Source organism: Veillonella tobetsuensis (assembly GCF_001078375.1).
In the GTDB taxonomy this organism is placed as follows: domain Bacteria; phylum Bacillota; class Negativicutes; order Veillonellales; family Veillonellaceae; genus Veillonella; species Veillonella tobetsuensis.
In genome coordinates this window covers 21,450-47,771 of the sequence record NZ_BBXI01000014.1, presented here as the reverse complement: position 1 = coordinate 47,771, position 26,322 = coordinate 21,450, and the positions used below count along the sequence as shown (strand labels likewise).

Sequence of the window (26,322 nt, the reverse complement as noted above, 5' to 3'; positions counted from 1 at the left end):
TACATCATTACTTAACTAGTTATTACAATATATTTACATATGTTTTAAGGAGGATTCCTATGAGTTTCTTAGCAAAACAAGACCCTAATATTAAAGCAGTTATCGATCAAGAATTAATGCGTCAACGCGATAAATTAGAAATGATCGCTTCTGAAAATATCGTATCCCAAGCCGTTATGGAAGCTCAAGGTAGTGTATTAACTAACAAATACGCTGAAGGTTACCCTGGTAAACGTTATTATGGTGGTTGCGAACATGTGGACGTTGTAGAAACATTGGCTATTGAACGCGCTAAACGCTTATTCGGTGCAGAACATGCGAATGTACAACCACATTCTGGGTCTCAAGCTAACTTTGCTGTATATTTTGCTATGTTAAAACCTGGTGATACTATTGTGGGTATGAATTTGTCCCATGGTGGTCACTTAACACATGGCTCTCCTGTAAACGTGTCTGGTACATATTTCAATGTTGTTCCTTACGGTGTAAATGCTGAAACACAACAAATTGATTATGATGAATTCCGCAAAATCGTGTTAGAATCAAAACCTAAATTGATTATCGCTGGTGGTAGTGCGTATAGCCGTCAAATCGATTTCAAAAAAATGGCTGACGTAGCTCATGAAGTTGGCGCAATCTTTATGGTTGACATGGCTCACTTTGCTGGTCTTGTGGCTGCTGGTTTACATCCAAACCCTGTAGAATACGCTGATATTGTAACAACTACAACACATAAAACATTGCGTGGCCCACGTGGTGGTATGATTTTGTGCAAAGAAGAATATGCAAAAGCTATTGATAAATCTGTATTCCCTGGCATCCAAGGTGGTCCTTTGATGCATGTAATCGCTGCTAAAGCAGTTGCTTTTGGTGAAGCATTACAACCAGAATTCAAAGAATATGCAGAACAAGTTATCAAAAATGCAAAAGTATTGGCTGCTGAATTAATGGCTAAAGGTTTAACTATCGTTTCTGGTGGTACTGATACACATGTTATGCTTGTAGACGTGCGTAACACTGGTTTAACTGGTAAAGAAGCAGAACATCTGTTAGATGAAATTGGCATTACTGCTAATAAAAATACAATTCCATTTGATCCAGCAAGCCCATTTGTAACAAGTGGTGTTCGTTTAGGTACGCCTGCATTGACTACACGTGGTCTTAAGGAAGATGATATGAAAGAAATTGCTGACATTATTGCAGTTGTATTGCAAAATCCAGAAGATACAGCTAAACATCAAGATGCAGCAAAACGCGTAGCAGCATTATGTGAAAAATACCCATTGTATCCTAACTTATAATTTCTAGGATGGATATTGTTTAACTGAATTAAAGGTGAGCGAGAGCTATTCTCGCTCACCTTTTTTGTGCATATATTGGATATATTTATATGGCAAGATTTGTAAATATGTGATAGAGTATGTATGAATAGATAAAGACTGAGATAGAGAAGCTCAGGGTCGGATTATATAATAGGGGGCACAATCATGAACGTTAATGTTATGACACATCCATTGATTCAACACAAGGTTACGTTGATGCGTGATGTACAAACAGGTTCAAAAGATTTCCGCGAGTTATTAGATGAAATTACATTGTTGATGGGGTATGAAATCACTCGTAATTTACCGTTGGAAGATGTAGAGGTGCAAACACCATTAACAAAAATGACGGGTAAACGCATTGCGGGTAAAAAACTAGGAATCATCCCAATTTTGCGCGCTGGTCTTGGTATGGTGAATGGTATGCTTAGCTTGATTCCAACAGCTAAGGTTGGTCATGTAGGTTTATATCGTGATCCAGAAACATTAAAACCTGTTGAGTATTATTGCAAATTACCTACTGATGTGGGAGAACGTGACTTTATCGTTACAGATCCAATGCTTGCTACTGGTGGTAGTGCGGCTGCAGCGATTACGTTGTTGAAAGAAAAAGGTGCTAAGAGCATTAAATTGATGTGCCTTGTTGCAGCTCCTGAAGGTGTAGAGGTTGTTAATAAAGAACATCCAGATGTACCTATTTATGTAGCAGCTCTTGATGAAAAATTGAATGACCATGGTTATATTTTACCTGGTTTAGGTGATGCAGGAGACCGTATCTTCGGTACAAAATAATTTAATAGCTTGTATTGAAATAATATCCTGTTTATAAATAAAAGACGCCCGAAAGGGCGTTTTTTACTTGAATAAAGTTGTAATAAGGTATAAAATAATTATATAGAAGTATTTTTTTATTTATGGTGGGACTGATTTCGTTTATATGGGACGAATATCGTTACTCTTGTCAAAGGGTAAAGGAGGAACCCTATGAATGAGTTGTTAATGGTATGCGAGCGTATAGCACCAGAATTGATGACAGTCTTAAAGGATCGCTACAAGTTATTGAGTCACTTAGCCTATGAAGAGCCTCTTGGTCGTAGAAGTCTGGCAGCGGCGACAGATATTTCTGAACGTGCTGTGCGGTCTCATGTTGACGCCTTGCGTGGCAATGGATTAGTAGAGATTTCTAAGCCGGGGATTTACTTGAGTGCTGAAGGCAGAGACTTAGTTCCTAAATTGAGGGGCATCCTACATGAATATGAGCGTGTTGGTGAATTAGAACAACAATTGAAACATGCACTACATATCGATGATGTCATTATTACACCTAGTGAAGGTTCATTAATGCTCAAGCGATTAGGATTTACAGCTGCTAAGGTAGTGCAACGGATGGTTACAGATGGTTCTGTCGTAGCCGTTAGTGGTGGTAGTACTATGGCGGCAATGGCTGATGAAATGCCTAGTAGTGTATTACACCCTATTGTTGTACCGGCCCGTGGTGGTGTTGGTGAAGTAGTCGAATATCAAGCGAATGTAATCGCCTCTGTATTAGCAGAACGATGGCACGGTTCGTATAAAATGCTGCACTTACCTGATGGGTTGTCAAAGGATTCATTGGACATGCTTGTAACATTGGAACCACAGATTAAGGAAATTAGCGAAGTGATTCATAGGACTGATATATTGGTTTTTGGTATTGGTCAGGCGCTTCATATGGCTGATGTGCGACATATACCAGACGGTGTACGTCAACAATTAGTGGACGGCAATGCTGTAGGTGAAGCATTAGGCCAATATTGCTCTATGGATGGTTCCATTGTATATGCGACGAACAACATAGGGCTTTCATTAAGGGATATAGTAAATATACCGCATGCCGTAGCTGTAGCAGGTGGCTTTGATAAAGCTGGTGCTATTATCAGTGTTATGAGGTCTTGTAAAAAGGGAATCCTCATAATAGATGACCAAGCAGCAGAAGGTATGCGCCAATTACTAAATATTCCTGCGTTATAATTTAGTTTATTTTTTTAGTATTATATAGTTCTTTTGAGGAGGACAAAACAATGGCAGTTAAAGTTGGTATTAATGGTTTCGGTCGTATTGGTAAATGTGTAGTACGTGCGGCAATTAATAATCCAGATGTTGAAGTAGTAGCTATTAATGCGACTGGTGATAATGAGGGTACTGCATTATTGTTAAAATACGATTCCGTACATGGCACAATCCCTAATGAAGTAACATTTGACGATGAAAATATTTATGTAGATGGCAAAAAAATCCGCGTATTCCATGATCGTGATGCTTCTAAATTGCCTTGGTCTGAAGAAGGCGTTGAAATCGTTATGGAATGTACTGGTAAATACCGTGATGCAGAAGAAGCGAAAGTTCATTTAGAACAACCTACAGTAAAAAAAGTGTTGATTTCTGCACCTGGTAAAAATGAAGATTTAACTATGGTTATGGGTGTTAACCAAGATATGTACGATCCTGCAAAACATCATATTATCTCCAATGCATCTTGCACAACAAACTGCTTGGCTCCATTTGCTAAGGTATTATGCGATGAATTTGGCATCAAACGTGGTATGATGACTACTATTCATTCCTATACAAATGATCAAAAAATTCTTGATGCACGTCATAAAGATCCTCGTCGTGCTCGTGCAGCAGCTATGTCTATCATTCCTACAACTACTGGTGCCGCAAAGGCTGTTGCTAAAGTATTGCCTCAATTAAAAGGTAAATTAGATGGTTTTGCATTACGCGTTCCTACACCAGATGTATCTGCTACAGATCTTGTATGTGAACTTGAAAAACCAGCTACTAAAGAAGAAATCAACGAAGCTTTCCGCAAGGCGGCAGCTGGTGAATTAAAAGGTATCCTAGGCGTATCTGATGTGCCATTGGTATCTTGTGATTTTAGCTCCGACCCTCGTAGCTCTATTGTTGATGCTGATTTGACAATGGTTATGGATGGCAACATGGTGAAAGTAGTTTCTTGGTACGATAACGAATGGGGTTATTCTGAACGCCTTATCGATATGGCAGCTTTCGTAGCTAGCAAAGGTCTATAATTGGAGGAATTTCTAGGATGAAACTAACCATTTTAGATATGAATGTAGATAATAAACGCGTATTTGTACGTGTTGATTTTAATGTGCCTATGAAGGATGGTGTCATCACTGATGACACCCGCATTCGCGGTGCTTTGGAAACAATTAATTACTTAATTGATCATAATGCTAAGGTTATTTTGGCATCTCATTTTGGCCGTCCAAAGGGAGAACGCAAACCAGATATGACATTGGCTCCTTGTGCTAAGCGCTTGTCTGAACTTATCAATAAACCAGTTGCCTTCGTAGATGATTGTGTAGGTCCTAAGGTAGAGGAAGCGGTTCAAGCTTTACAACCTGGCGATGTATTGATGCTTGAAAACTTGCGTTACCATAACGAAGAAACTAAAAATGATCCTGAGTTTGCTAAACAATTAGCCTCTCTTGCTGATGTAGCTATCAATGATGCATTTGGTGTATCTCATCGTAATGCAGCATCTGTAGTTGGCATTGCTGATTACATCCCTATGGGTGCAGGTTTCTTACTTAAAAAAGAAATTGATGCACTAAGTGCAGCTGTAGTACATCCAAAAACACCTATGGCTGCCATTATCGGTGGTGCTAAGGTAACAGATAAGATTTCTGTTATTTCCAATCTATTACCTAAGGTAGATGTTATGATTATCGGCGGCGGTATGGCGAATGCTTTCATTAAGGCTCAAGGCTGTAACATCGGTAGTTCCTTATATGAAGATGGTCAAGATGCTATCGCTACAGATTTAGTTATGGAAGCACGCGTTGCAGGTGCTAGATTATTGACACCTGTAGATGCTGTAGTAGCTGATGCTTTTAGCAACGATGCAAATACTAAAATCGTTGATGTTGATCAAATCGAAGATGGCTGGATGATTTTAGATATCGGTCCTAAAACACGTGAACTCTATACAGAAGCATTGGCTAATATGAAAACAATCATTTGGAATGGTCCTATGGGCGTATTTGAAATGGAAAAATTCGCTGCTGGTACTAATGCAGTGGCAAAAGCTGTAGCCGAATCTGATGCGATGACCATCGTTGGTGGTGGTGATTCCGTAGCTGCTATTGAAAAAAGTGGTTTAGCAGATAAAATTAGTCATATTTCGACAGGTGGCGGTGCCTCCCTTGAATTATTGGAAGGTAAGGTTTTACCAGGTATTGCTGCCTTAACTGAGGCATAATATGAGAAAACAAGTTATTGCAGGAAACTGGAAAATGAATGGAACCATTGCATCCGGATCAATCCTGATAGAAGCATTTACTAGTTTCTTAGGTGATAAAGACTTGGACTGTGAGATTGTTGTATGCCCTCCTTTTACTGCGCTTGAGAGAGCTGTATGTTTAACAAAAAATACGCAAGTCAGCGTAGGGGCTCAAAATATGGATTATCATGATGCTGGTGCATTTACTGGTGAAGTATCTCCTTTAATGTTGATGGAGGTTGGCGTGTCTTATGTAATCATTGGACACTCTGAACGACGTGAATATTATGGTGAAACTGATGCGATGGTGAATGAAAAAATTAAGAGTGCTTTTTTCCATAACTTACAACCCATCGTATGTGTTGGTGAAAGCCTTGAACAGAGAGAAGCTAATGAAACAATATCTTTCATTCATGGACAATTAAAACGTGCATTGCAAGATATTCCAGCGGATCAAGTAGAAAAACTGATTATTGCTTATGAACCGATTTGGGCTATTGGAACGGGTAAAACGGCAACTGCAGATCAAGCAGAGAAAGTATGTAAATCCATTCGTGAATATATTGCTGAATTATATACACCAAATGTGGCGGACTTGGTTCGCATTCAATATGGTGGTAGCGTAAAAGCTAATAATGCGCGTGAAATTTTAAGTGAGCCTAATATTGATGGCGCCCTTGTTGGCGGCGCTTCACTGATTGTTGATGAATTTACAAAAATAATCATGGCGGCTCAAGAATTAAGTAACTAATATACTAGAGGTATAAATATGGCAAAATTACAGGCGCCCGTAATGCTAGTCATCCTAGATGGCTTTGGTATGGGGGACCAAACAGATACGACGAATGCCGTAGTACAAGCAAAACCAAGTTATTTTAATTATTTGTGGGATACGTATCCTCATACAACATTACAAGCTTCAGGTCTTGCAGTCGGTTTGCCAGAAGGGCAAATGGGTAATTCAGAAGTTGGGCATCTCAATCTTGGTTCAGGCCGTATTGTATATCAAGACTTAACGCGTATTACAAAGGACGTAGAGAGTGGCGAGTTTTTTCAAAAGCCTGTAATACAAGAGTTATACAAGCATGCTAAACATGGTAAATTACAAATTATTGGCCTTGTATCTGATGGCAATGTACATTGTTCTTTAGAGCATATTAAGGCCGTAATTGCTGGTGCTAAACATGAAGGCATCAAAGAAGTATATGTGCATGCACTTCTTGATGGACGTGATGTGCCACCACAATCGTCAACTACATATATTAAGGAGCTAGAATCTTTTATGGCTGACATAGATTGTGGTAAAATTGCTACTCTTAGTGGTCGATACTACGGCATGGATCGTGATAATCGATGGGATCGTGAAGAACTAGCTTATAACGCTATCGTCAATGGCGTTGGCAATATGGCTAACTCTGCTTTCGAAGCCATCATACAATCCTATGCTGCTGGTGTGAATGACGAATTTGTAGTACCTACCGTTATTGATTCAAAGGGAACTATTTCTGAAGGTGATGCAGTTATTTTCTGTAACTTTAGACCTGATAGAGCCCGTGAATTGACAAAAGCTTTAACTGTACCAGATTTTGATGGCTTTAAGCGCGAGCCTATATCCATTTATATGGCGACGATGACAAAGTATGAAGATGGATTGCCTGTGCATATTGTTTATGAAAAGGATACATTAAATAATACATTAGGTGCTGTTCTTTCGAATGATGGTTATCGTCAATTACGTATTGCTGAAACAGAGAAATACGCACATGTAACATATTTCTTTAATGGTGGTAATGAGGTTCCCTTTGAAGGTGAAGACCGCATTCTTGTGCCTTCTCCAGCGGTTGCAACCTATGATTTACAACCGGAAATGAGTGCTCCAGAAGTGACCGATAAGGTGGTAGATGCTATTCATAGTAAAGCATACGACATGATTATCTTGAACTATGCAAACCCAGATATGGTGGGGCATACAGGTAATTTCGAGGCTGCGGTTAAAGCAATTCAAACCGTAGATGCTGGATTAGAACGTATTGCAAAGGCCATATTAGCCGTTGGCGGACAATTATTGGTTACCGCTGACCATGGAAATGCAGAACAAATGGTTAATCCTGAAACGGGAAAACCTCATACTGCGCATACTACAAATGTAGTTCCATTGATTTTAGTAAGTGAACAGCATAAGCATAACCAGCTTGCATCTGGTAAATTATGTGATATTGCACCGACCATGTTGGCGTTGGCACATATTGACAAACCACATGATATGACTGGTGAAAGTTTATTGATAGATTAATTTAGTATATAAATAAGAGGTATTATTATGGCAGTAATTGAACAAGTCGTAGCTCGTGAAATTTTGGATTCTCGCGGTAATCCTACAGTAGAAGTTGAGGTATGTTTAGAAGATGGTACAATTGCAACTGCTGCAGTTCCATCTGGTGCATCTACAGGTATGTTCGAAGCTGTAGAATTACGCGATGGCGATAAATCCCGTTATTTAGGTAAAGGTGTTTTACAAGCTGTAGACAATGTAAACGCTAAGATTGGACCTGCTATTATTGGCTATGATGCAACTGAACAAGTAGCAATCGATAATTTGATGCTTAAACTTGATGGCACTGACAACAAAGCTAATTTAGGTGCTAATGCAATTTTAGGTGTATCCATGGCAGTAGCAAGAGCGGCTGCTGAATCTTTAGACTTGCCATTATTCTTATATTTAGGTGGCTTTAATGCTAAAGAATTACCAGTGCCTATGATGAACATCTTAAATGGTGGTGCTCATGCTGATAATAATGTGGACCTTCAAGAGTTTATGATTATGCCAGTGGGGGCAAAAACATTTAGCGATGCATTGCGTAGCTGTGCAGAGGTATATCATACATTAAAATCGGTACTTCATGATAAAGGTCTTAGCACTGCTGTAGGTGATGAAGGTGGTTTTGCACCAAACTTGGCTTCTAACGAAGAAGCGCTAGAAGTAATTTGTGAAGCAATTAAACGCGCTGGTTATGAACTTGGTACAGATTTTAAATTAGCTCTCGACGTAGCTTCTAGTGAAATTTATAAAGATGGTAAATATCATCTAGAAGGCGAAGGTAAAGTATTGAGCGCAAGTGAAATGGTTGACTTTTATGAATACTTAGTCGATAAATATCCTATCGTATCCATCGAAGATGGTCTTGCAGAAGAAGATTGGGATGGATGGAAAGTATTAACCGAACGCCTTGGTAAGCGTGTTCAACTCGTAGGTGATGATTTATTCGTTACTAATACAAAACGCCTTGAAAAGGGTATCGACCTTGGCGTAGCTAATTCTATTCTTGTAAAAGTAAATCAAATTGGTACATTAACAGAAGCCTTTGATGCTATGAAAACAGCTAAACGTGCTGGATATACATGCGTAGTATCTCACCGTTCTGGTGAAACAGAGGATACATTTATTGCAGATATCGCAGTAGCTGTTAATGCGGGCCAAATTAAAACTGGTGCACCAGCTCGTTCTGAACGTGTTGCTAAATATAACCAATTACTTCGCATTGAAGAAATGTTATATGAAACAGCACAATATAAAGGTGATGCCGTATTCTACAATTTGAAGAAATAAAATATTCTATTCTTTTTTAGGATAGAAAAACTATAAAGGAGACTCCTTTGAGTAGTAAAAACTCAGGGGAGTCTCTTTTTTTTGATGTTTTTTAGCTACTCGGTACACGTTTTGTGGAATTTTAGAAAATAAACAGGACTTTTTCTTACTATGGAGAATTACCTAGTGCAATAAGCAAAGGTGATGTATAAACACACCGCAAGGTATAAAGGAGGGGGTGACCTTGTATGTAGATGTTGCATTAGATTCAATCATAACTTATGCCATTACAGTTGGTGCTAGTGATATTCACTTTGACCCTATATTAAATGGCATACAAGTAAGACTAAGAATTGATGGATTATTGACCGAGTATATGCTAGTTGATGCTACAGATGCAGATATGCTTGTGAACCGCATCAAGGTATTCAGTGGCATGGATATTAGCGAAAAGAGATTACCGCAGGATGGGCGATGGGAATGGTCAGTGAAATCCTACGCTGTCACTATGCGTGTATCTAGTTTGCCCAGTTTATATGGCGAAGCGATTGTATGCCGATTGATGGGCAACGAAGGGGTACACAAAAATCTATTAGAACTGGGGATGGATGTGGAGCTACAAGAAAAAATCGCAGCGTTATTAAAACGGCCCTATGGACTCATTACAATTTGTGGTCCTACAGGCAGTGGTAAAACTGCTACCTTATATGCCATGCTTCGCATGTTAAATTTAAAAGAAACTAAATTGATATGCTTAGAGGACCCTGTAGAGGCAACCATTGAAGGAGCTATTCAAATAGGTATTAATGAAAAGATTGGCTTTACCTTTTCTAAAGGTCTTCGAACCGTATTACGGCAGGATCCAGATTCAATTATGATTGGTGAAATTCGCGATAATGAGACTGCACAATTGGCTGTTAAAGCTGCGTTAACAGGACATCGTGTGATTACCACAGTTCATACAAACACGGCATTAGGCGTCATAGGTCGTCTTGTGGATATGGGGGTAGAGCCGTATCTTTTACATGCTACACTCATTGGATCACTATCGCAGCGCCTTGTGAGACGAATCGATAGTACAACACATTCCTATCAAGGACGATTAGGCTTATTTGAATATCTGGAAATACCCTTTAGTGATATTGATTGGAATCATGTAGAACAGTATATGTTCACATCGCTCCAAGATTCTGCTCATCTAGCTATTAATTCTGGTATTACAACCTTAGAGGAGGTACACCGTGCAGGAATCTTACTGTGAAAGTAATAATTTTGCTACAACGCATTCCATTATATCTTTAGAAGATGTAATTTCTTTTGCATTAGAAAAAGATGCTACGGATATCCACCTTGAACTAGATAGACCCATTTATATACGGGCTTCAAAAGGATTAGAGTCTATTTCGAGTATATGTAGTAATGATATGATTGCAGATATTTTGTGTCGTTGTGGTATTACACATGATTCCTGGCATTCTGTAGATGATGCTTTTACCAGTAATGGCATTCGTATTCGGGCCCATATTTATAGGGCAAATCATAGTATTTGTGGAACATTGAGATTATTGTGTCACGCTAATCTTTCTCTTGATTCCTCCAAAGACAGTGATGTATTAAAGATGATTTGTGAGTATCATGATGGATTAGTTCTTGTCACAGGTCCTACTGGCAGTGGAAAGTCGTATACCTTGGCTTGTTGCATAGAATATATTAATCAAACTATGAATAAACACATAGTAACACTAGAGGACCCTGTTGAATACGAGTTTATACCAGCCCATTCAATCATCCATCAACGTCAATTAGGTATCGATGTAGATTCTATGTCACAAGGGATATGTGATGCATTACGCGAAGATCCCGATGTAATCATGGTTGGAGAACTGAGGGATAGAGACACCTTAGAAGCTGCTTTACATGCAGCTGAAACTGGGCATCTTGTATTAGCTACGATGCATACGCAGAGGGCTGTAATGGCGGTACATCGTATGATATCTCTATTTCCCGGTGAGCAACAAGATGAAGTGCGCAGTCAAGTTTCGCAAGTATTGCGCGCCGTTATATGTCAGCGTTTGTTACGGTGGGAAACATCGTTTATCACAATACGGGATATTTTACTAAATACTAATGCAGTAGCAAATTTAATTAGGAATCGTAAGGAACCACAAATTGTATCGATTCAGGAGACACAGTCGCCTATGAAAACTTTGGAGATGGCTGTGCGTGACGCAAAAACACAATATGGATCAGCCCAACAATTACATGCTTTATTGGAACAACAACTATCATAGAGGGATTACATGAATGCCTATGACTATACAGTAATAACAACGGATAAGAAAAGAATACAAGGATCGCTATGGGCCGATTCCAAAGAAGAGGTAAGAACTAAACTAAAATTAGAGGGATATGTCATTTGTAGTATCTCCCAATCATCTACTAAATCGGTGAGTTGGAGTCATAAAGAGGTGAGTACCACAGCATATCAACTTGGTTTATTGCTACAATCTGGTATTTCACTTCGGCGTTCATTAGAATTATTGACGGAAGGTTCTAAAACGATGCTGTATCGCTCATTATACGAGGGTATACAACGAGGTCAATCTTTATCAGAGGTACTTCGACAAAAGGGGTTTCCTCCTATAGCATTAGCGCTGCTTGAAAGTGGTGAAATGTCAGGGAATGTAGGGGAATCTTTACAATATATAGCATCCTATTACGAACGAGAACGTAAATATCGTCAAAAGATTCTAAGTGCGATTTCATATCCTTTATTTTTACTTGTTCTTATGAATGTATTCTTTTTGGTAACTATATTGTTTATCATCCCATCGTTTACCCGTGTATTTGCAACTATGCATATAGAATTGCCATGGATGACAAAAGGCTTATTTGTATTAGGAACTTCCCTTCGAGAACATCCATTGATATATGTGGGGATACATGCCGTTGTTATCGGATTATTGATATATGCTTTCAAACAATCTGCAATACGATATAGATTTGATAGACGATTATGGCAGTTGGCTCAACATAACACGTTCTTAACATCTCTGTATTATACAAATATTTTACATATTTGGGCCTTATTGTTAGATTCTGGGATTTCTATTATTAATACCATAGATATTACAAAACATATATGGAGAAATTTGTATGGTGAAACTTGTAGTAATCATGTATATGCCATGCTTTGTAAAGGGCACTCCTTTTGTGAAAGTTTAAAATCCGCATCTATAGGCAATCCCTTTATTTGGCAAATGGTAGCAGTTGGAGAAGAAAGCGGTGAGTTGGTTGCCATGCTTAATCACTGCAGTCATTATTATGAATCCTTATTAACTCAATATATTGCGAGGATGGAGCGTCTCATGGAACCAATACTCCTTACTATCATGGGTATGGGTATTGCTATTCTCGTTATATCTGTTATGTATCCTTTATTTACATCTATATCTTCATTAAGTGGTCAATGAAAGGAGACTTATAAATGCTTACTTATTGTAGAGAATGTTTAACTAAGCTAGAAAATCAGTTTGTGAAATATATAAGTATTCGGAGATTACAACAATCTAAACAGGGCGGTTTTACACTAGTAGAACTCATGGTTGTCGTAGCTGTTATTGCAATTTTAGCAGCCATTGCAATGCCTCAATTTATGTCTGCTGCAGATAAGGCAAAGAATGCAAAACAAGTGGCAGATATTCAAATCATTCGCAATGCGACACAACTTTATATGATTGATAAAAGCATAGATACGCCTCCAACTGTAGAAAAGTTGTATCAAGAAGGTTATTTAACTGAACATGTTAAGACTACAAAAGGAAAAGAATATGTTATTTCTTATGAACAAGTTACAGGTAATTCTGGGAAGTCTGTAGTTGTTACAGCCCCTGAAACATAAGGACTTGTCATATGGAAGGGAAAAAGGTTTATATCTGTCTAGCCATATCGATACTGGCAATAGTAATCCCTTTATTTTTTAGAGATTACACTATGTTTGAAATTATATGTTATAGCTTCTTTTCACTATTTCTCGTAATAGGTGCTACCATTGATAAGCTATATTATATATTACCCGATGAAGGGGCCCTTGCGCTGACTATTATAGGTATCGTTTATAGCATTAGTGAACAGTATGCAGTCATCGACACCTGTGTACATGTTTCCATCGTTGCCTGTATAAGTGTAGCATTACGGATGCTAAGTAAAGGTGGCCTTGGTTGGGGTGATATTAAATGGATAAGTGCCATATCCATATGGCTAACAAGTATTCAAATTCTCGTTATGGTATATGTATCTTTTTTGACTAGTATCCTCTATCTCGCTGGCCTATATATTACTCGTAACACTCGTAGCAGATATATTCCTTTTGGCCCCTTCCTATGTATTGGTGCATGGAGTAGCTTGCATTTTTATAATCTATGGGAGGCGTTATATTGGTATTTGATACAACACATACAAATCACTGTAATGGCTCTATATTAGTAGAATGGATTATTGCTATCTCCATAGTGATTTCTTTGGTTGCTATGGGAATCAGTAGTATGGTTACAATGCCTTCGCGTCATGAATTAAATAGAAGTACAGAAGAGGTCGTATTAGCTATTAAGAAAGCCCAACTATGGTCTATGTTAGGTCATCGAGATGATCGGATGGCACAAGGTGAGTTTATATTGAAAAAACATTCTTATTCTATACAAGAGGGACTCATGTTGCACCATGTAGAAATGGAATTACCACAGCATATTGAAAGTGCACATACTATGAAACGGGTTTATTTTTCTGCTTATGGATTACCGTATGATGGAACCGAATTTATTTTACAAGATACTCAAACAGGCGCAACAAATCGCATATGGATTTCTGTTCAAACAGGGCGTGTGCGCTGGGAAATATTATGATTTAGAGATGTATGCTAAGTGCCATATGACTGGAAAGAATAATGTAACATTATCTAAACAAAGCGGTTTTTTATATGGTGATGCACTAATGGCTGTAACCCTAGTGTTGCTATTGTTACCTACAATACTCTATGTATTGAGTGATACCTTGACAATGGTAAAAACTGCATATATTGATGATTATATATTGCAAGATACGGTGTCTTATATAGAGGAAGGTAAGGCTTTGTATGATTCAGGTGGTACGCCGCATATAACGGCTACCCCAGTATCTGGAAACCATAATTTACCTCATATAGTATTTAAAAAGAGTCTTGTAGAAGAAGAAATTAATGGTATCTCTATTTTGAGATATCGCGTACAAGCTATTGATAATGGAGATGTTGTGTATGAAATATCCACATTTCTTGGTCCACCTCATCATTAAAAATAATACTTTGGAAAAGATTGGAGGCTTTATTTTGCCATCCATTGTCATTAGTATCTTAATAAGTTCCTTTGTGATAATCATGGTGATGACTATATGTATGACTTGTTTTATATGGACAGAACGAATTGATGATAGTTTGGCGATGTTAGAAGATGGACGTTATACACGACGCGCCATTGTAGCTCATATTATTTGGAATGATTCAAAGACATCCGTTGATGATAAGGGACATATATTATCTATTAATGATACTAGACGCACTGCATTTACAGTAACAAGGCGCGCATTATATAGGAAATTAAGTGATGGTAGTTTACAACCTTTAAGTGGCAGTCGTATTATTGGCACTAATGATAAGCGCAGACTCGATGCAGATACACCATTTTCAATGAATTCCAATGGTGTTGTCAGTCTACAGTGGTCTGTTAATAATCTATTTAATACTGAAACAGAATATGCAAAAGGATATGGAGGCATAGCAAACTATGAGGTGGCCACAGGTGTTTCAACACATTTTGATTGGTATAAGAAAACCCACTAGCCATTCTTCTGGGATGGTTACCTATGTCGCTATATATGTAATGTTTATAGTATTGGCTTTAATCTTAGGTATAAATCGCTTAACAACATTGTCATTAAGCAATACAAGAGATGAAATGCGTCTTATTAAATCACAATATGCTGCACAGAATGGTGCACGGTGGTTTAACACTTATTGTGAAAGTAATAACAAATGGGATTATAGAGAAAATCTCGATATAGGTGTTTATGATGATAATCATATATATATTAAATCCGATCCAAGAGCTACAGAACCTAAACATGTGATGAGTTATGCTATTTCTAAAGGTGTAACAAGTCGCGTTCATATATATGTTAGAGAGACAGAAAATCATAGTTTAGAAATCGTTAGTATAAAACCATATTAAGGAGGAAACGCAGTGAAGGAACATAAGCAAAAACATACAGGCCTTTGTATTACAAAGGATCGAATTGTAGGGACAACTGCACATATTGAGAATAAGACGATGATTATTACCGATGCGATGGAGATGAAGCGGTCTAGTACGATTGATGAGGATATTGCTGAATTTATTACTACATATAATTTACTAGAAGGGACCTATAGTGTGGTAGCTTGTATACAAACAGAAATGACCTTAGCCACCTATGATCCTCACGATTTTGACGTAAAAGAATTTATTAAATGGAATATTGAAGATACCTTTAATTTTGGAGACCATGAATTTGAATTAGATGCGTGTCGCAGAGAATATCCTCGGCATCATTATTATTTATTCTTAGCTGCTGTAGATCGGCATGAATTAGAATTGCTTCGCCAAGGTATTAGAGAAACATGTGCACCAGTGGATACGATTGATTGCTGGCCATTACCCGTTACATATGGTTTATTGCATAGAACTGGTACGGTTTCGGGGATTGTTGAACCAGAAGGCATGCATTTGTGGGCGTGGTGGAAAGATATATGTGTAAAGGAATGTATCGTCAAGGTGAATGGTGCAGATATAAGTTCGGCACTCATCGATTTAGAAGAAGCGTTGCAACAATTTGGTGTAGAAGAAATTAAAGGTGTTCATTTTTATAATATTGATGATTTAAATGAAGAGCAACGTATCGATATTAATGCATTACAAGAGGTATATGGAAATACTGAATACCTACCGATGATGTTTCTTGGTAGAGGGCGTACACGTTGTAAGCTAGGTGAGTTGGACTGGGATATGGCAATTGGTATGGCTACACGGGGGTTACGTTGGATTGGACAAGGTTGGTAATGACACTTTACTAAACTTTATGCCCCGTTCATTGCGGTGGTATATTTTTCTACATAGGAATAGGCTGTACATATATATTTCGGCGGGATTGATTATAATGGTTAGTGCTTTTTGTATTGGGTGGGCTATTCACTCCTATAGAGCATATTTAGAGCAGCAAACATTATATGAAAGTGTACAGATGAATTCAGAATCTAAATTAATACGTGAACAGTATCATAATGCGCAAGAGAGGCTTTCAACGTTATTACAACAACAGAATACATGGGATAGTCAATTTCTTTTTGTAACTATATTAGATGCTGCAATGGCTATGAATGGAGGTATTACATTACAACATATTGAATTTACGGATAGTGGTTTTTCTGTTGATGGAACTGCTATTAATGAGGATGTATACCATAATTATAGACAATATGTACAAGCACATATGAGAAAGGTAACATGTGATGGTAAACAACAAGTGGAAAAAGAGAGTGGACAGTGTACATTCCATTTGGATGGACATACAAAGCAGCATGACACCAATTCTAAAGAAAATCACCCTAGCTTGTAGTATAAGTCTGGTTGTAGCGATGGTCTCAATAGGAATTCATGGATACTATATAGAACAATGTAAAGCTATAGAAGATACTATTATGTTCTATCAAATAGAAACTAAAACACAGCACCAGTTTGTAGAGTCTGATACTTATGCTCTAGTGCAATCGTTATCAAACCGTGAATATTGGGAGGATGCAGTATATCAGAGTATCGGAAGCGAACCATTGGTAGTAACGAGTAGCTCTAAGAAAGGCAATATATTAGATATAACTTTGGTCGGTTCTAGTCAGTCCTTTTTAAAATGGTTAAATACCATTCAACATACATTGGCTTTTTGTACAGTTCAAATATGCTCTATAGATACACAGGGAAATAGCATATCGTTTCGATGTAAGATAGCTCCACGGGAATCATAAGTTAAATGAACATATAATAATGCGGAATTATTCTCATTATTATATGTTCATTTTTGTTTTTATGGCTATTTTATAGTAAAATAAATTTTAACGTATAAATAAGGGGCAATAGTAACATGATAGTAAAACGAAATATTATTCTTATCGGATCCATGGGTAGTGGTAAAAGCCATTTCGGCCGCAATCTAGCAGATTTAAAAGGGTGGCAATTTGTGGATACCGATCGAGTATTAGAAGGTCGTTTTGGGCTGCCCATTGCAGAAATTTTTAAAAAAATAGGTGAAAAAGCATTTCGACGTGCTGAATTAGATGTACTCAAGAAGGTTTCATTATACCATGAGGCCGTTATCAGTGTAGGTGGAAACTTTCCGATAGAACAGAGAACTCTTAGATCCTTAAAGAAATTTTCTTTTATCATAGGTATACGCGCTGCACAATATCGAATTGTGAGCCGCGTTAATCGACGTGTTGGCAAACGACCAACAATGGATTACACAAATGTTTCAGCTTTTGTACATAATATGATTCAATCGTGGAAACCAGTATATAAACAATGTGACTATGTGTTGGATACGACTAATGGACGAACCTATGATTTTATGAAGGCCATTGAGCAACAATTTGAAGCTCTTGAGGTTCAATTTAAGACGCGACGACAACCCAAATCGACTGAAACTGTAGACCAACACAAATTGGTTAGAACAGAACAAGATAATGAACGGCAATCTGTTAAACAAATAAAATTAGTTAAACAAACAAGATTGTCCAAAAAAACAAAGTCATCAACACAAAGAACTACAGTGTCTAAAGAAATGCGAGCTGGTACAAAGCAGCAGAAGGGACGTAGACATGAAAAAAATAGCACTACTAACAAGCGGTGGAGACGCACCAGGAATGAACGCAGCCATTCGGGCCATCACAAGAAAAGCAATACATGAAGGTTTTAGTGTATATGGTATAGAGCGTGGCTTTGAAGGTATTATTAATAATGAGATAAGACCTTTGCATGCTCGTGATGTAGGCGGAATCATTACTACTGGTGGTACTATACTTAGAACTGCACGCTATCCGGAGTTTAAGAATTTAGATGTACAAAAACGAGCTTACCAAATACTACAAGACTTTGGTATAGATCATTTAATCGTTATTGGTGGAGATGGTTCACAAGCTGGTGCAGAATCTTTGATGCGATTAGGCCAGTCAACCATAACAATTCCTTGTACAATTGATAATGATATGAATGGCACACAATATACGATTGGATTTGATACTGCTATCAATACTGTTGTTGATGCGGTAGGTCGTATTCGAGATACGTCGAATTCTCATGAGCGGGTTGCTATAATTGAAGTGATGGGACGTCATGCAGGGCATATTGCATTACAATCTGGTTTAGCTAGTGGTGCAGAACTAGTACTAGTACCGGAATATCCTATGCCTTTAGATGAAGTGTGTGAACATATAAACAAGACTCACCAATTAGGAAAAGAGTATAGTATTATTCTTGTTGCTGAAGGTGCTTATGAAAGTGGTGAGGTAAAAGAGTATATTAAGAATCACACCTACTTTGATCCTAGTTTGACTGTTCTAGGATATTTACAACGTGGCGGCGCACCATCTGCATTGGATGCTATTTTGGCTGCTCGTATGAGTGAATTAGCTATCGATTGCTTAGTGCAGAATATAGATAACTGTATTACAGGGTATATTGATGGACAGATTCGTGCGATACCGTATGAAAAAGCTAAACATATGCGTTTTGGTATTGATAAACAACAGTATGAATTAATCTCTATTTTGAGTCATTAATAGAATATTGTAAAATTATATTGTATAATCGTTAAAATTCTAGTACAATGTAATGCATGATAGTGCAATACTCAAATGTTAAGGAGTAAATAATGAAAGAATTATTTCAAAAACACCGTAAACGTATTATAGGTGGTGCTATTGCCATTTGCTTATTAGGCGGTGGTGGCTATTATTATGTTCATACGAATGATAGTGCACAAACTCACCAAAAATACACAACCGGTAGAGTTGAAAAAGGCGATGTAAAAACTAGTATTAGTGCTACAGGTACTATTAATCCTGTCAATTATGTAGACGTATCTACTAATGTAGCTGGTAAATTAGAAAAAGTATTAATTAAAGAGAATGAACAGGTTACACAAGGGCAAGTAATTGCCTATATAGATACTCGTCAATTGCAAGCACAAGTTGATAATGCAAAAGCAGCTCTTGATAAAGCAGCTCTTGATATGAGCAGATATAAAGCACTGATTGATCAAAATGCGGTATCACAACAAACCTATGACAATGCTGTAACTGCTTATGAACAAGCTTTATCCACTTATGATAGAGTGGCTGCGGATTTAAGTGATGCTACGATTACAGCACCTATGACTGGTACCGTTGTAGGTACACCACTCAAGGCGGGTCAAACAATTAGTACTGGTATTTCTACACAAATGATTATTGCTACGATTGCGGATTTAAAGAATCTAGAAATATACTTAACTGTTGATGAAACGGATATTGGTAATATTAAACAAGGTGCTAAAGTAGAGTTTACTGTAGATTCTAAGCCGGGAGAAACTTTCACAGGGTACGTGTCAGAAGTAGCAAAAGGAAATAAAGGGAATATGGGTACAACTAGTACGAGTGTAGTTTACTATACTGTTAAGGTTCAGATCCCTGAAAATATTTCCGACAATTTCTTACCATCTATGACCGCTCGTGCAACTATTTTTGGTGAAGATATTAAAAATACATTGGTAGTACCTCTTACTGCAGTGCGTACTGATAAACAAGGTGAGTATGTCTATGTTATCAAGGATGGACAGCCTGTCCGAACAGCTGTTTCTACAGGTGTAACGGGTGATACTAATGTTCAAATCCTAAAAGGGGTATCCGAAGGGGATGAAATTATTATCAGCGGTGATGTAACAAGTCCTAAAAACAATTCTCGTGGACCATTTTAAGCGTAGGTGAACTATGAATAATTCAGTAATTGATATTCAAGGTATTACGAAGACCTATGTTAATGGTAAATTAAAGGTTCCCGTTCTACATGGTATTGACTTACAGGTACAAAAGGGGGATTTTGTATCTATTATGGGGCCTTCTGGCTCTGGGAAATCTACCTTTATGAACATTTTAGGGTGCCTTGATAGACCAACATCAGGATCATATCGCTTGAATGGAAACGAAGTAGCTAACCTAAGTGATGATGAGTTGGCATACGTGCGAAATAAAGAAATTGGCTTTGTATTCCAAAGTTTTAATCTATTAACAAAACTAACTGCTCTTGAAAATGTAGCGTTGCCAATGGTATATGCAGGTGTTGATAAAAAAACGCGGACTGCTCGTGCAGAGGCTTTGCTTAGCTCTGTAGGTTTAGGAGACCGCATGGACCATTTACCAGCAGAGTTATCTGGTGGTCAACGTCAACGTGTGGCCATTGCACGTGCTTTAGCTAATGATCCTGCCATTATTATGGCCGATGAACCGACGGGGAATTTGGACTCAAAATCTACTATTGATGTAATGAATATCGTTCGAGGCCTGTATGATGAAGGGCGCACTATTATTCTTGTAACTCATGAGCCTGATATTGCAACTTATGCTAGTCGCAATGTTGTGCTCCGTGATGGCTATATAGTAGAAGATAAGCAAAATCTCAATATGACTCCTGTACAGGAGGTGACACATGTATAAAGAAAGTTTCTTAATGGCCTGGGCATCCTTGGTTGCTAATAAAATGCGATCTATCTTGACCATGCTAGGCATTATTATCGGCGTTGCTGCCGTTATTGCCCTTGTGTCGATTGGTAATGGTGTAAAACAGGACATTCAAAATTCTATTTCTAGTCTAGGCTCAAACTTATTGATGGTTATGCCTGGTGCACCTCGTACGCCGGGGGTGCGACCAACAGCAGGTTCTATGAAGTCGTTAAAGGTAGCCGACTACGAAGCTATTGCTAAACTTGATGGTGTTAAGGCCGTGAGTCCGATGACTAACGGTACTTATGTAGTGATTTATCAAAATAAAAACTGGACTACCTCTGTGTCTGGTGTTAATGCTAATTATTTGGATGTTAATAATTGGACGATGAAATCTGGACGTTTTTTATCTAATAAAAATATACAGAATCGTGAACGCGTTGCTGTAATTGGTAAGACTGTTGCAAAAAATCTATTTGGTGATGAAGACCCAGTAGGTGCTGAGATTCGCGTTAAAAATATTCCATTCCGTGTTATTGGGGTACTCAATAGCAAGGGGAGTGGTGCTATGGGGAATGACCAAGATGATATGGTAATCATTCCTTATACAACTGCGATGGAACGCGTGGATGGAATCGATTATTTACGTATGTTATACGTAGTAGCTAAGGATGAAAACGGTATTGATCGTCTGCAGTCTGATATAGAAAATCTTTTGCGTGTGCGACATGGCATTAAGGATACAAACCTTGATGATTTTAACATTCAAAATATGAACTCTATCATGGAAACAATGGAAGAGACAACAGGCACATTAACCTTATTCTTAGGTGCTGTTGCAGCCATCTCCCTCGTAGTAGGTGGTATAGGGATTATGAATATTATGCTCGTATCCGTTACGGAACGGACTCGTGAAATTGGTATTCGTAAGGCCTTAGGTGCTACTTACTTCGTTATCGTTACACAGTTCTTAATTGAAGCTGTTGTAATCAGTCTCATGGGGGGGCTCATCGGTATTGCACTTGGTATAGGGGCTTCAAAACTCATAAGCTTAGCCTCTGGTATGAGCACGGTTATATCGGTACCAACCATTGTGTTATCCTTTGCTTTCTCGATGGCTATTGGTTTGGTATTCGGTATTTATCCAGCTCGTAAGGCTGCTAAATTAAACCCAATTGATGCATTACATTACGAATAATAGAATAGAGTAGAACTATTCGCATATGGTGTGTTGCATGATACAATAAGTATGATGTGACGCACCATTTTTTATGGTTATTTAATGTGTATTTATGTTTGCATTACTATGTATTGTGAATGGAGAAACAAATGGCTACAACACTGTTAGAATATTTTAATGAATTACGTGATCAAAATCCATTCTCTTGGGTGAAAGATTCAGAGGTTACCGTAGTAGAACCTGGTCATGCAGAAATGACCTTGCAAACCAATGAAACAGAATATTGTAATTTTAGAGGTCATTTACATGGTGCCGTTTGTATCGGCTTTGCTGATAGTGTGATGGGTTCTGCATGCTTTACCTTAGGAAAATCGGTAAATACCATCGATATTAGTGGTAATTATGTGAAAGCTGTTAAAGGTGGAACTATGTTGCGTGGTGTAGCAAATGTAGAACATAATGGGCGAACTACTATGGTGGCTACGGCACGTATTTACAATGAACTAGGTGAACTTGTTCATCTTGCAAGAGGAACCTTTTTTGTATTAGAAGAGCGTCCTTTGCCTGATTTACCTTGGCGATTCATTGAAGAAGACGACCCAAATTTGATATAATGGGGGATGAACTTTGAAATTTAGGAGGACTGTTGTATGGAACAAGAATTACAACGCATAAAAGAGGTAGCGTTAACAGCTATCAAAGCTGCCACTAATCAACAAGCGTTGCAAGATGTACGCGTAAAATATTTAGGTAAAAAAGGTGAAGTAACAGCTTTATTAAAAGGCTTGGGTAAACTATCCCCAGAGGAACGCCCTAAGATGGGTGCTCTTGTGAATGCTGTACGAGAAGCATTAGAAGCAGAACTCGATAAAATCAAGTCCTCTATAGAAACAGCAGCTATGAACGCTCGTTTAGAAGAGGAAAAAATCGATATCACGCTACCTGGTAGAGCTCCAAAAACAGGTCATATTCATCCTTTGACTACTGTTAATGAAATGATTGAAGATTTCTTTATGAAAATGGGCTACACCGTAGAAGAAGGTCCTGAAGTGGAACAAGACTATTACAATTTCGAATGTCTTAATCTACCAAAAGACCATCCTGCACGCGACATGCAAGACTCTTTCTATATTACAGAAAATTTCTTGCTTAGAACTCATACATCTCCTGTACAAGCACGTACCATGCAGCGTCATGAACCTAATAGTCCAATTCGCATGATTGCACCTGGTAAAGTATATCGTTGGGACTATGATGCTACGCATTCTCCTGTGTTCCATCAAGTAGAAGGTTTGATTATTGATGAACACATTACGTTCGCTGATTTGAAAGGAACCATTGAAACATTCCTACGCCATATGTTTGGCGATGAAACTAAGGTACGTTTCCGTACAAGCTTCTTCCCATTTACAGAACCTTCTGCAGAGGTAGATATTTCTTGTGTAATGTGTGGTGGCGAAGGCTGCCGCGTATGCTCTCATACAGGTTGGTTAGAAATTCTTGGTTGTGGTATGGTACATCCTCGTGTGCTTGAGCTCAATGGCTATGATCCTAATAAGGTGAAAGGCTTTGCCTTTGGTATGGGCGTAGAACGTATTGCTATGTTGTTATACGGCATTGGTGACTTGCGTCTATTCTTTGAAGATGATATCCGTTTCTTGGAACAGTTTTAGGAGGTAGAAATGAAAGCAAGCTTACAATGGATGAATGAATATGTACCTCTTGATCTAAATCGTCCTGCCCAAGAATTAGCGGATGAATTAACACAAGCAGGTATTCCTGTAGAAGAAGTACTTTCTATGGATCCAGGTTTGAAAAAAATCTATACTGGTAAAATCGTAGAAATTACAAAACACCCAGATGCAGATAAATTGCAAGTATGCCAAGTACAATGTTTATCTGAAGAAGGGGAAGAAATTACAAAACAAATCGTTACAGCTGCTACTAATGTGGCTGTAGGTCAAATCGTACCGGTGGCTTATCATAAATCTCGTTTAGCAGATGGTACAGAAATTAAAAAAGGGAAATTACGTGGTGTTACGTCAGAAGGGATGTTCTGCTCCGTCGCTGAATTTGGTATTTCCAGTGATTTGGTAAGACCAGAGGAAGCACAAGGCATTTATATTTTCCCTGAAGGTACACCAATTGGTTTAGATATTAAAGAAGCACTTATGCTTGATGATACTGTTTACGAATTTGAATTGACTGCTAACCGTGCAGATTGCTTCTCCATGGTAGGCTTATCTCGTGAATTCGGTATCATGACCAATCAAAAGGCTTTATTCCCAGTTATTATGGTGAATGAAACTGGTGCTTCCATCGAAGGCAAGGCATCTGTAATCATCGAAGCCAATGACCTTTGCACACGATTTACGTCTCGTCTTGTTACGAATGTTACCATCGAACCATCTCCATTGTGGATGCAAAATCGTTTGCGTAACAGCGGCATTCGCCCTATCAACAATGTAGTGGACGTAACAAACTACGTTATGCTTGAATTAGGTCAACCAATGCATGCTTATGATTATGATTGTGTAGCGGACCATACACTTATTGCACGTCGTGCAAAAGCTGGTGAAACACTTACTACACTAGACGGTAATGAACGTGAACTCAATGAGTCCATGCTTATCATTGCAGATACAAAAGGCCCAATCGGCGTAGCTGGTGTGATGGGTGGCCTTACAAGTGAAGTAACAGATAAAACTACTAATGTATTGTTTGAAGCTGCTGTATTTAATGGTCCATCCATTCGTCGTACATCTAAAGCTTTGGGTATGCGTTCCGAAGCATCTGGTCGTTTTGAACGTGGTGTAAACCATAAATATACAGCATATGCTATCGATCGTGCTGCACAATTGATACAACAAATCTGTCCTTCTTGTAAGGTGAGTGTTGGCGTTATTGATGTATATCCAGAACCAGTAGAACAACGCACTGTAACTTTCACAGCAGAACAAATCAATGAATATCTTGGCACATCTATTGAAAAAGATAGAATGGTAGATATTTTAACGAAACTCGAATTCGGTATTACTGAATCTGGTGATACTATCGAGGCCCTTGTACCAACATGGCGCGATGATGTAACAGGTATGCCTGATATTGCAGAAGAAGTAGCGCGTATTGTAAGCTATGATAATATTGCTCCAACAATTCCAGTGGCTGTATTATCCTCTGGCGGTATGACACCTAAAAAAGCATTGACTAAAGAGGTAACTCATTACTTAGCACATGCTGGTTTGAGCCAAATTATTACATTTAGTTTCATGCACAAAGATGGTTTGGCTAATATGATGTTGCCAGAAGGTGATAGTCGTTATACTGCTATTCCAATCCTAAATCCTATTTCCGAAGAGTTCCCATATATGAGAACTACGTTGGTGCCAGCTGTTATTGAAGCTGCTAAACGCAATATTGCTCAACAAAATAAGGATTTGTGGTTATTTGAAACGGCTAATGTGTATGAACCAAAGGCCTTGCCATTAACTGAAGTACCGCATGAACGTCCTATGGCATGTGGTCTTATGATGGGCAAGGTAACAGAGGCCGCATGGAATCAAGCACAACGAGATACTGATTTCTATGATGTAAAAGGCGTGGTAGACGGTTTACTAGCGAAATTAGGTTTAACTGAATTTGACATTCAACCTTCTACTGAAAGTTACTATCATCCAGGTGTTAGTGCGCATTACACAATTAATGGTGTAACGATTGCTAACTATGGTGAGCTACATCCACAAGCGATTAAAAACTTTGATTTACCAGGCAAGGTATACATGTTTGAAATCGACTTAGAGGCTATATTATCTATTACAGTACCAGCATTTAGATATAAATCTTTTAGTAAATTCCCTGGTACAAGTCGTGATCTTGCTATTGTAGCGCCAGTATCTGTTGCTAGTGGTGAAATTATTGCTCTTATCAAAGAAAATGGTGGGGACTATTTAGAATCCGTATCCATTTTCGACGTTTACGAAGGGGAACATATTGAAGCAGGCTATCGCAGCTTAGCTTACAACTTACAATTTAGATCCATGGAAGGCACATTAAATGATGAAGACATTGATGGTGCTATCCAAGCGATTATTGATGCATTAGCAACTAAAAATTGTAAATTACGATAAATCATCG

Annotated in this window: 27 protein-coding genes; all 27 read left to right on the top strand. The window is 38.2% G+C overall.

Annotated elements, in window-relative coordinates; genetic code table 11:
- Positions 1–59 precede the first annotated feature (59 nt).
- Positions 60–1,301, top strand: a complete 1,242-nt coding sequence (locus tag VEI_RS05600) for a serine hydroxymethyltransferase (protein WP_059363068.1) — start codon at positions 60–62, stop codon at positions 1,299–1,301.
- Between the two features lie 186 nt (positions 1,302–1,487).
- Entirely contained in the window at positions 1,488–2,114 is a 627-nt protein-coding gene (upp, locus tag VEI_RS05595) for a uracil phosphoribosyltransferase (protein ID WP_059363065.1), read from the top strand.
- A 192-nt stretch (positions 2,115–2,306) separates the two neighbouring features.
- A complete protein-coding gene (locus VEI_RS05590) occupies positions 2,307–3,332 on the top strand; it encodes a sugar-binding transcriptional regulator (protein WP_059363063.1) in 1,026 nt (341 codons plus the stop codon).
- A 50-nt stretch (positions 3,333–3,382) separates the two neighbouring features.
- Positions 3,383–4,393 carry a type I glyceraldehyde-3-phosphate dehydrogenase gene (gene gap / locus VEI_RS05585; RefSeq protein WP_059363061.1) on the top strand — a complete coding sequence of 337 codons (1,011 nt, stop codon included), beginning with the start codon at positions 3,383–3,385 and terminating at the stop codon, positions 4,391–4,393.
- A gap of 17 nt (positions 4,394–4,410) precedes the next feature.
- Positions 4,411–5,589 (top strand): phosphoglycerate kinase, encoded by a 1,179-nt coding sequence (locus tag VEI_RS05580; protein ID WP_059363059.1) that lies wholly within the window; start codon positions 4,411–4,413, stop codon positions 5,587–5,589.
- 1 nt (position 5,590) lies between these two features.
- Positions 5,591–6,361, top strand: coding sequence for a triose-phosphate isomerase (gene tpiA, locus VEI_RS05575; protein ID WP_059363054.1), 771 nt, complete (start codon positions 5,591–5,593; stop codon positions 6,359–6,361).
- Between the two features lie 18 nt (positions 6,362–6,379).
- Complete coding sequence (gene gpmI, locus VEI_RS05570; protein ID WP_059363044.1) at positions 6,380–7,903, top strand: 2,3-bisphosphoglycerate-independent phosphoglycerate mutase; 1,524 nt, start codon at positions 6,380–6,382, stop codon at positions 7,901–7,903.
- A 27-nt stretch (positions 7,904–7,930) separates the two neighbouring features.
- Positions 7,931–9,217: a phosphopyruvate hydratase gene (gene eno / locus VEI_RS05565; RefSeq protein ID WP_059363040.1), complete on the top strand. Its 1,287-nt coding sequence runs from the start codon at positions 7,931–7,933 to the stop codon at positions 9,215–9,217.
- 223 nt (positions 9,218–9,440) lie between these two features.
- Positions 9,441–10,457: a GspE/PulE family protein gene (locus VEI_RS05560; protein ID WP_059363038.1), complete on the top strand. Its 1,017-nt coding sequence runs from the start codon at positions 9,441–9,443 to the stop codon at positions 10,455–10,457.
- Positions 10,438–11,487: a type IV pilus twitching motility protein PilT gene (locus VEI_RS05555; protein ID WP_223209333.1), complete on the top strand. Its 1,050-nt coding sequence runs from the start codon at positions 10,438–10,440 to the stop codon at positions 11,485–11,487. The genes VEI_RS05560 and VEI_RS05555 overlap by 20 nt, the downstream gene beginning before the upstream one ends.
- A gap of 9 nt (positions 11,488–11,496) precedes the next feature.
- Positions 11,497–12,669, top strand: coding sequence for a type II secretion system F family protein (locus tag VEI_RS05550; protein WP_059363036.1), 1,173 nt, complete (start codon positions 11,497–11,499; stop codon positions 12,667–12,669).
- Between the two features lie 14 nt (positions 12,670–12,683).
- On the top strand, positions 12,684–13,097 hold the full coding sequence (locus VEI_RS05545; RefSeq protein ID WP_059363034.1) for a competence type IV pilus major pilin ComGC: 414 nt from the start codon (positions 12,684–12,686) through the stop codon (positions 13,095–13,097).
- An 11-nt stretch (positions 13,098–13,108) separates the two neighbouring features.
- Positions 13,109–13,681 (top strand): prepilin peptidase, encoded by a 573-nt coding sequence (locus tag VEI_RS05540; protein WP_059363031.1) that lies wholly within the window; start codon positions 13,109–13,111, stop codon positions 13,679–13,681.
- Positions 13,633–14,097 carry a pilus assembly FimT family protein gene (locus tag VEI_RS05535; RefSeq protein WP_059363028.1) on the top strand — a complete coding sequence of 155 codons (465 nt, stop codon included), beginning with the start codon at positions 13,633–13,635 and terminating at the stop codon, positions 14,095–14,097. The genes VEI_RS05540 and VEI_RS05535 overlap by 49 nt, the downstream gene beginning before the upstream one ends.
- Positions 14,098–14,122: 25 nt before the next feature.
- Positions 14,123–14,524, top strand: coding sequence for a hypothetical protein (locus VEI_RS05530; RefSeq protein WP_223209331.1), 402 nt, complete (start codon positions 14,123–14,125; stop codon positions 14,522–14,524).
- The gene (locus VEI_RS05525) at positions 14,487–15,068 is read left to right on the top strand and encodes a hypothetical protein (protein WP_059363025.1); all 582 of its coding nucleotides are present in this window, start codon (positions 14,487–14,489) and stop codon (positions 15,066–15,068) included. Before VEI_RS05530 ends, VEI_RS05525 begins: the two co-directional genes overlap by 38 nt.
- Positions 15,028–15,456 carry a hypothetical protein gene (locus VEI_RS10485; protein WP_223209330.1) on the top strand — a complete coding sequence of 143 codons (429 nt, stop codon included), beginning with the start codon at positions 15,028–15,030 and terminating at the stop codon, positions 15,454–15,456. Before VEI_RS05525 ends, VEI_RS10485 begins: the two co-directional genes overlap by 41 nt.
- A 12-nt stretch (positions 15,457–15,468) precedes the next feature.
- Positions 15,469–16,323 (top strand): hypothetical protein, encoded by an 855-nt coding sequence (locus tag VEI_RS05515; RefSeq protein WP_059363019.1) that lies wholly within the window; start codon positions 15,469–15,471, stop codon positions 16,321–16,323.
- A gap of 181 nt (positions 16,324–16,504) precedes the next feature.
- Positions 16,505–16,879 carry a hypothetical protein gene (locus tag VEI_RS05510; protein ID WP_059363455.1) on the top strand — a complete coding sequence of 125 codons (375 nt, stop codon included), beginning with the start codon at positions 16,505–16,507 and terminating at the stop codon, positions 16,877–16,879.
- Positions 16,880–17,398: 519 nt separating this feature from the next.
- Positions 17,399–18,220, top strand: a complete 822-nt coding sequence (locus VEI_RS05500; RefSeq protein WP_059363013.1) for a shikimate kinase — start codon at positions 17,399–17,401, stop codon at positions 18,218–18,220.
- A complete protein-coding gene (locus tag VEI_RS05495; protein ID WP_059363009.1) occupies positions 18,177–19,091 on the top strand; it encodes an ATP-dependent 6-phosphofructokinase in 915 nt (304 codons plus the stop codon). Before VEI_RS05500 ends, VEI_RS05495 begins: the two co-directional genes overlap by 44 nt.
- 92 nt (positions 19,092–19,183) lie before the next feature.
- Complete coding sequence (locus VEI_RS05490; RefSeq protein WP_059363008.1) at positions 19,184–20,266, top strand: efflux RND transporter periplasmic adaptor subunit; 1,083 nt, start codon at positions 19,184–19,186, stop codon at positions 20,264–20,266.
- A gap of 13 nt (positions 20,267–20,279) precedes the next feature.
- The gene (locus VEI_RS05485) at positions 20,280–21,002 is read left to right on the top strand and encodes an ABC transporter ATP-binding protein (RefSeq protein ID WP_059363006.1); all 723 of its coding nucleotides are present in this window, start codon (positions 20,280–20,282) and stop codon (positions 21,000–21,002) included.
- A complete protein-coding gene (locus VEI_RS05480; RefSeq protein WP_059363004.1) occupies positions 20,995–22,206 on the top strand; it encodes an ABC transporter permease in 1,212 nt (403 codons plus the stop codon). The genes VEI_RS05485 and VEI_RS05480 overlap by 8 nt, the downstream gene beginning before the upstream one ends.
- Before the next feature lie 131 nt (positions 22,207–22,337).
- Complete coding sequence (locus VEI_RS05475; protein ID WP_059362996.1) at positions 22,338–22,802, top strand: PaaI family thioesterase; 465 nt, start codon at positions 22,338–22,340, stop codon at positions 22,800–22,802.
- 36 nt (positions 22,803–22,838) lie between these two features.
- The gene (gene pheS, locus VEI_RS05470; protein ID WP_059362990.1) at positions 22,839–23,861 is read left to right on the top strand and encodes a phenylalanine--tRNA ligase subunit alpha; all 1,023 of its coding nucleotides are present in this window, start codon (positions 22,839–22,841) and stop codon (positions 23,859–23,861) included.
- A 9-nt stretch (positions 23,862–23,870) separates the two neighbouring features.
- Positions 23,871–26,315 carry a phenylalanine--tRNA ligase subunit beta gene (gene pheT / locus VEI_RS05465; RefSeq protein ID WP_059362985.1) on the top strand — a complete coding sequence of 815 codons (2,445 nt, stop codon included), beginning with the start codon at positions 23,871–23,873 and terminating at the stop codon, positions 26,313–26,315.
- Positions 26,316–26,322 lie beyond the last annotated feature (7 nt).

Bases quoted from the DNA above. Each gene is read 5' to 3' on its own strand.
- VEI_RS05590 (WP_059363063.1), top strand. From the start codon at position 2,307: ATGAATGAGTTGTTAATGGTATGCGAGCGTATAGCACCAGAATTGATG.
- eno (WP_059363040.1), top strand. From the start codon at position 7,931: ATGGCAGTAATTGAACAAGTCGTAGCTCGTGAAATTTTGGATTCTCGC.
- VEI_RS05495 (WP_059363009.1), top strand. From the start codon at position 18,177: ATGAACGCAGCCATTCGGGCCATCACAAGAAAAGCAATACATGAAGGT.
- tpiA (WP_059363054.1), top strand. From the start codon at position 5,591: ATGAGAAAACAAGTTATTGCAGGAAACTGGAAAATGAATGGAACCATT.
- VEI_RS05525 (WP_059363025.1), top strand. From the start codon at position 14,487: ATGAAATATCCACATTTCTTGGTCCACCTCATCATTAAAAATAATACT.
- VEI_RS05475 (WP_059362996.1), top strand. From the start codon at position 22,338: ATGGCTACAACACTGTTAGAATATTTTAATGAATTACGTGATCAAAAT.
- VEI_RS05580 (WP_059363059.1), top strand. From the start codon at position 4,411: ATGAAACTAACCATTTTAGATATGAATGTAGATAATAAACGCGTATTT.
- pheT (WP_059362985.1), top strand. From the start codon at position 23,871: ATGAAAGCAAGCTTACAATGGATGAATGAATATGTACCTCTTGATCTA.
- VEI_RS05485 (WP_059363006.1), top strand. From the start codon at position 20,280: ATGAATAATTCAGTAATTGATATTCAAGGTATTACGAAGACCTATGTT.
- VEI_RS05510 (WP_059363455.1), top strand. From the start codon at position 16,505: ATGAATTCAGAATCTAAATTAATACGTGAACAGTATCATAATGCGCAA.
- VEI_RS05550 (WP_059363036.1), top strand. From the start codon at position 11,497: ATGAATGCCTATGACTATACAGTAATAACAACGGATAAGAAAAGAATA.
- VEI_RS05490 (WP_059363008.1), top strand. From the start codon at position 19,184: ATGAAAGAATTATTTCAAAAACACCGTAAACGTATTATAGGTGGTGCT.
- VEI_RS05600 (WP_059363068.1), top strand. From the start codon at position 60: ATGAGTTTCTTAGCAAAACAAGACCCTAATATTAAAGCAGTTATCGAT.
- VEI_RS05540 (WP_059363031.1), top strand. From the start codon at position 13,109: ATGGAAGGGAAAAAGGTTTATATCTGTCTAGCCATATCGATACTGGCA.
- VEI_RS05530 (WP_223209331.1), top strand. From the start codon at position 14,123: ATGACTGGAAAGAATAATGTAACATTATCTAAACAAAGCGGTTTTTTA.
- upp (WP_059363065.1), top strand. From the start codon at position 1,488: ATGAACGTTAATGTTATGACACATCCATTGATTCAACACAAGGTTACG.
- gap (WP_059363061.1), top strand. From the start codon at position 3,383: ATGGCAGTTAAAGTTGGTATTAATGGTTTCGGTCGTATTGGTAAATGT.
- VEI_RS05500 (WP_059363013.1), top strand. From the start codon at position 17,399: ATGATAGTAAAACGAAATATTATTCTTATCGGATCCATGGGTAGTGGT.
- pheS (WP_059362990.1), top strand. From the start codon at position 22,839: ATGGAACAAGAATTACAACGCATAAAAGAGGTAGCGTTAACAGCTATC.
- VEI_RS05480 (WP_059363004.1), top strand. From the start codon at position 20,995: ATGTATAAAGAAAGTTTCTTAATGGCCTGGGCATCCTTGGTTGCTAAT.
- gpmI (WP_059363044.1), top strand. From the start codon at position 6,380: ATGGCAAAATTACAGGCGCCCGTAATGCTAGTCATCCTAGATGGCTTT.
- VEI_RS05545 (WP_059363034.1), top strand. From the start codon at position 12,684: ATGCTTACTTATTGTAGAGAATGTTTAACTAAGCTAGAAAATCAGTTT.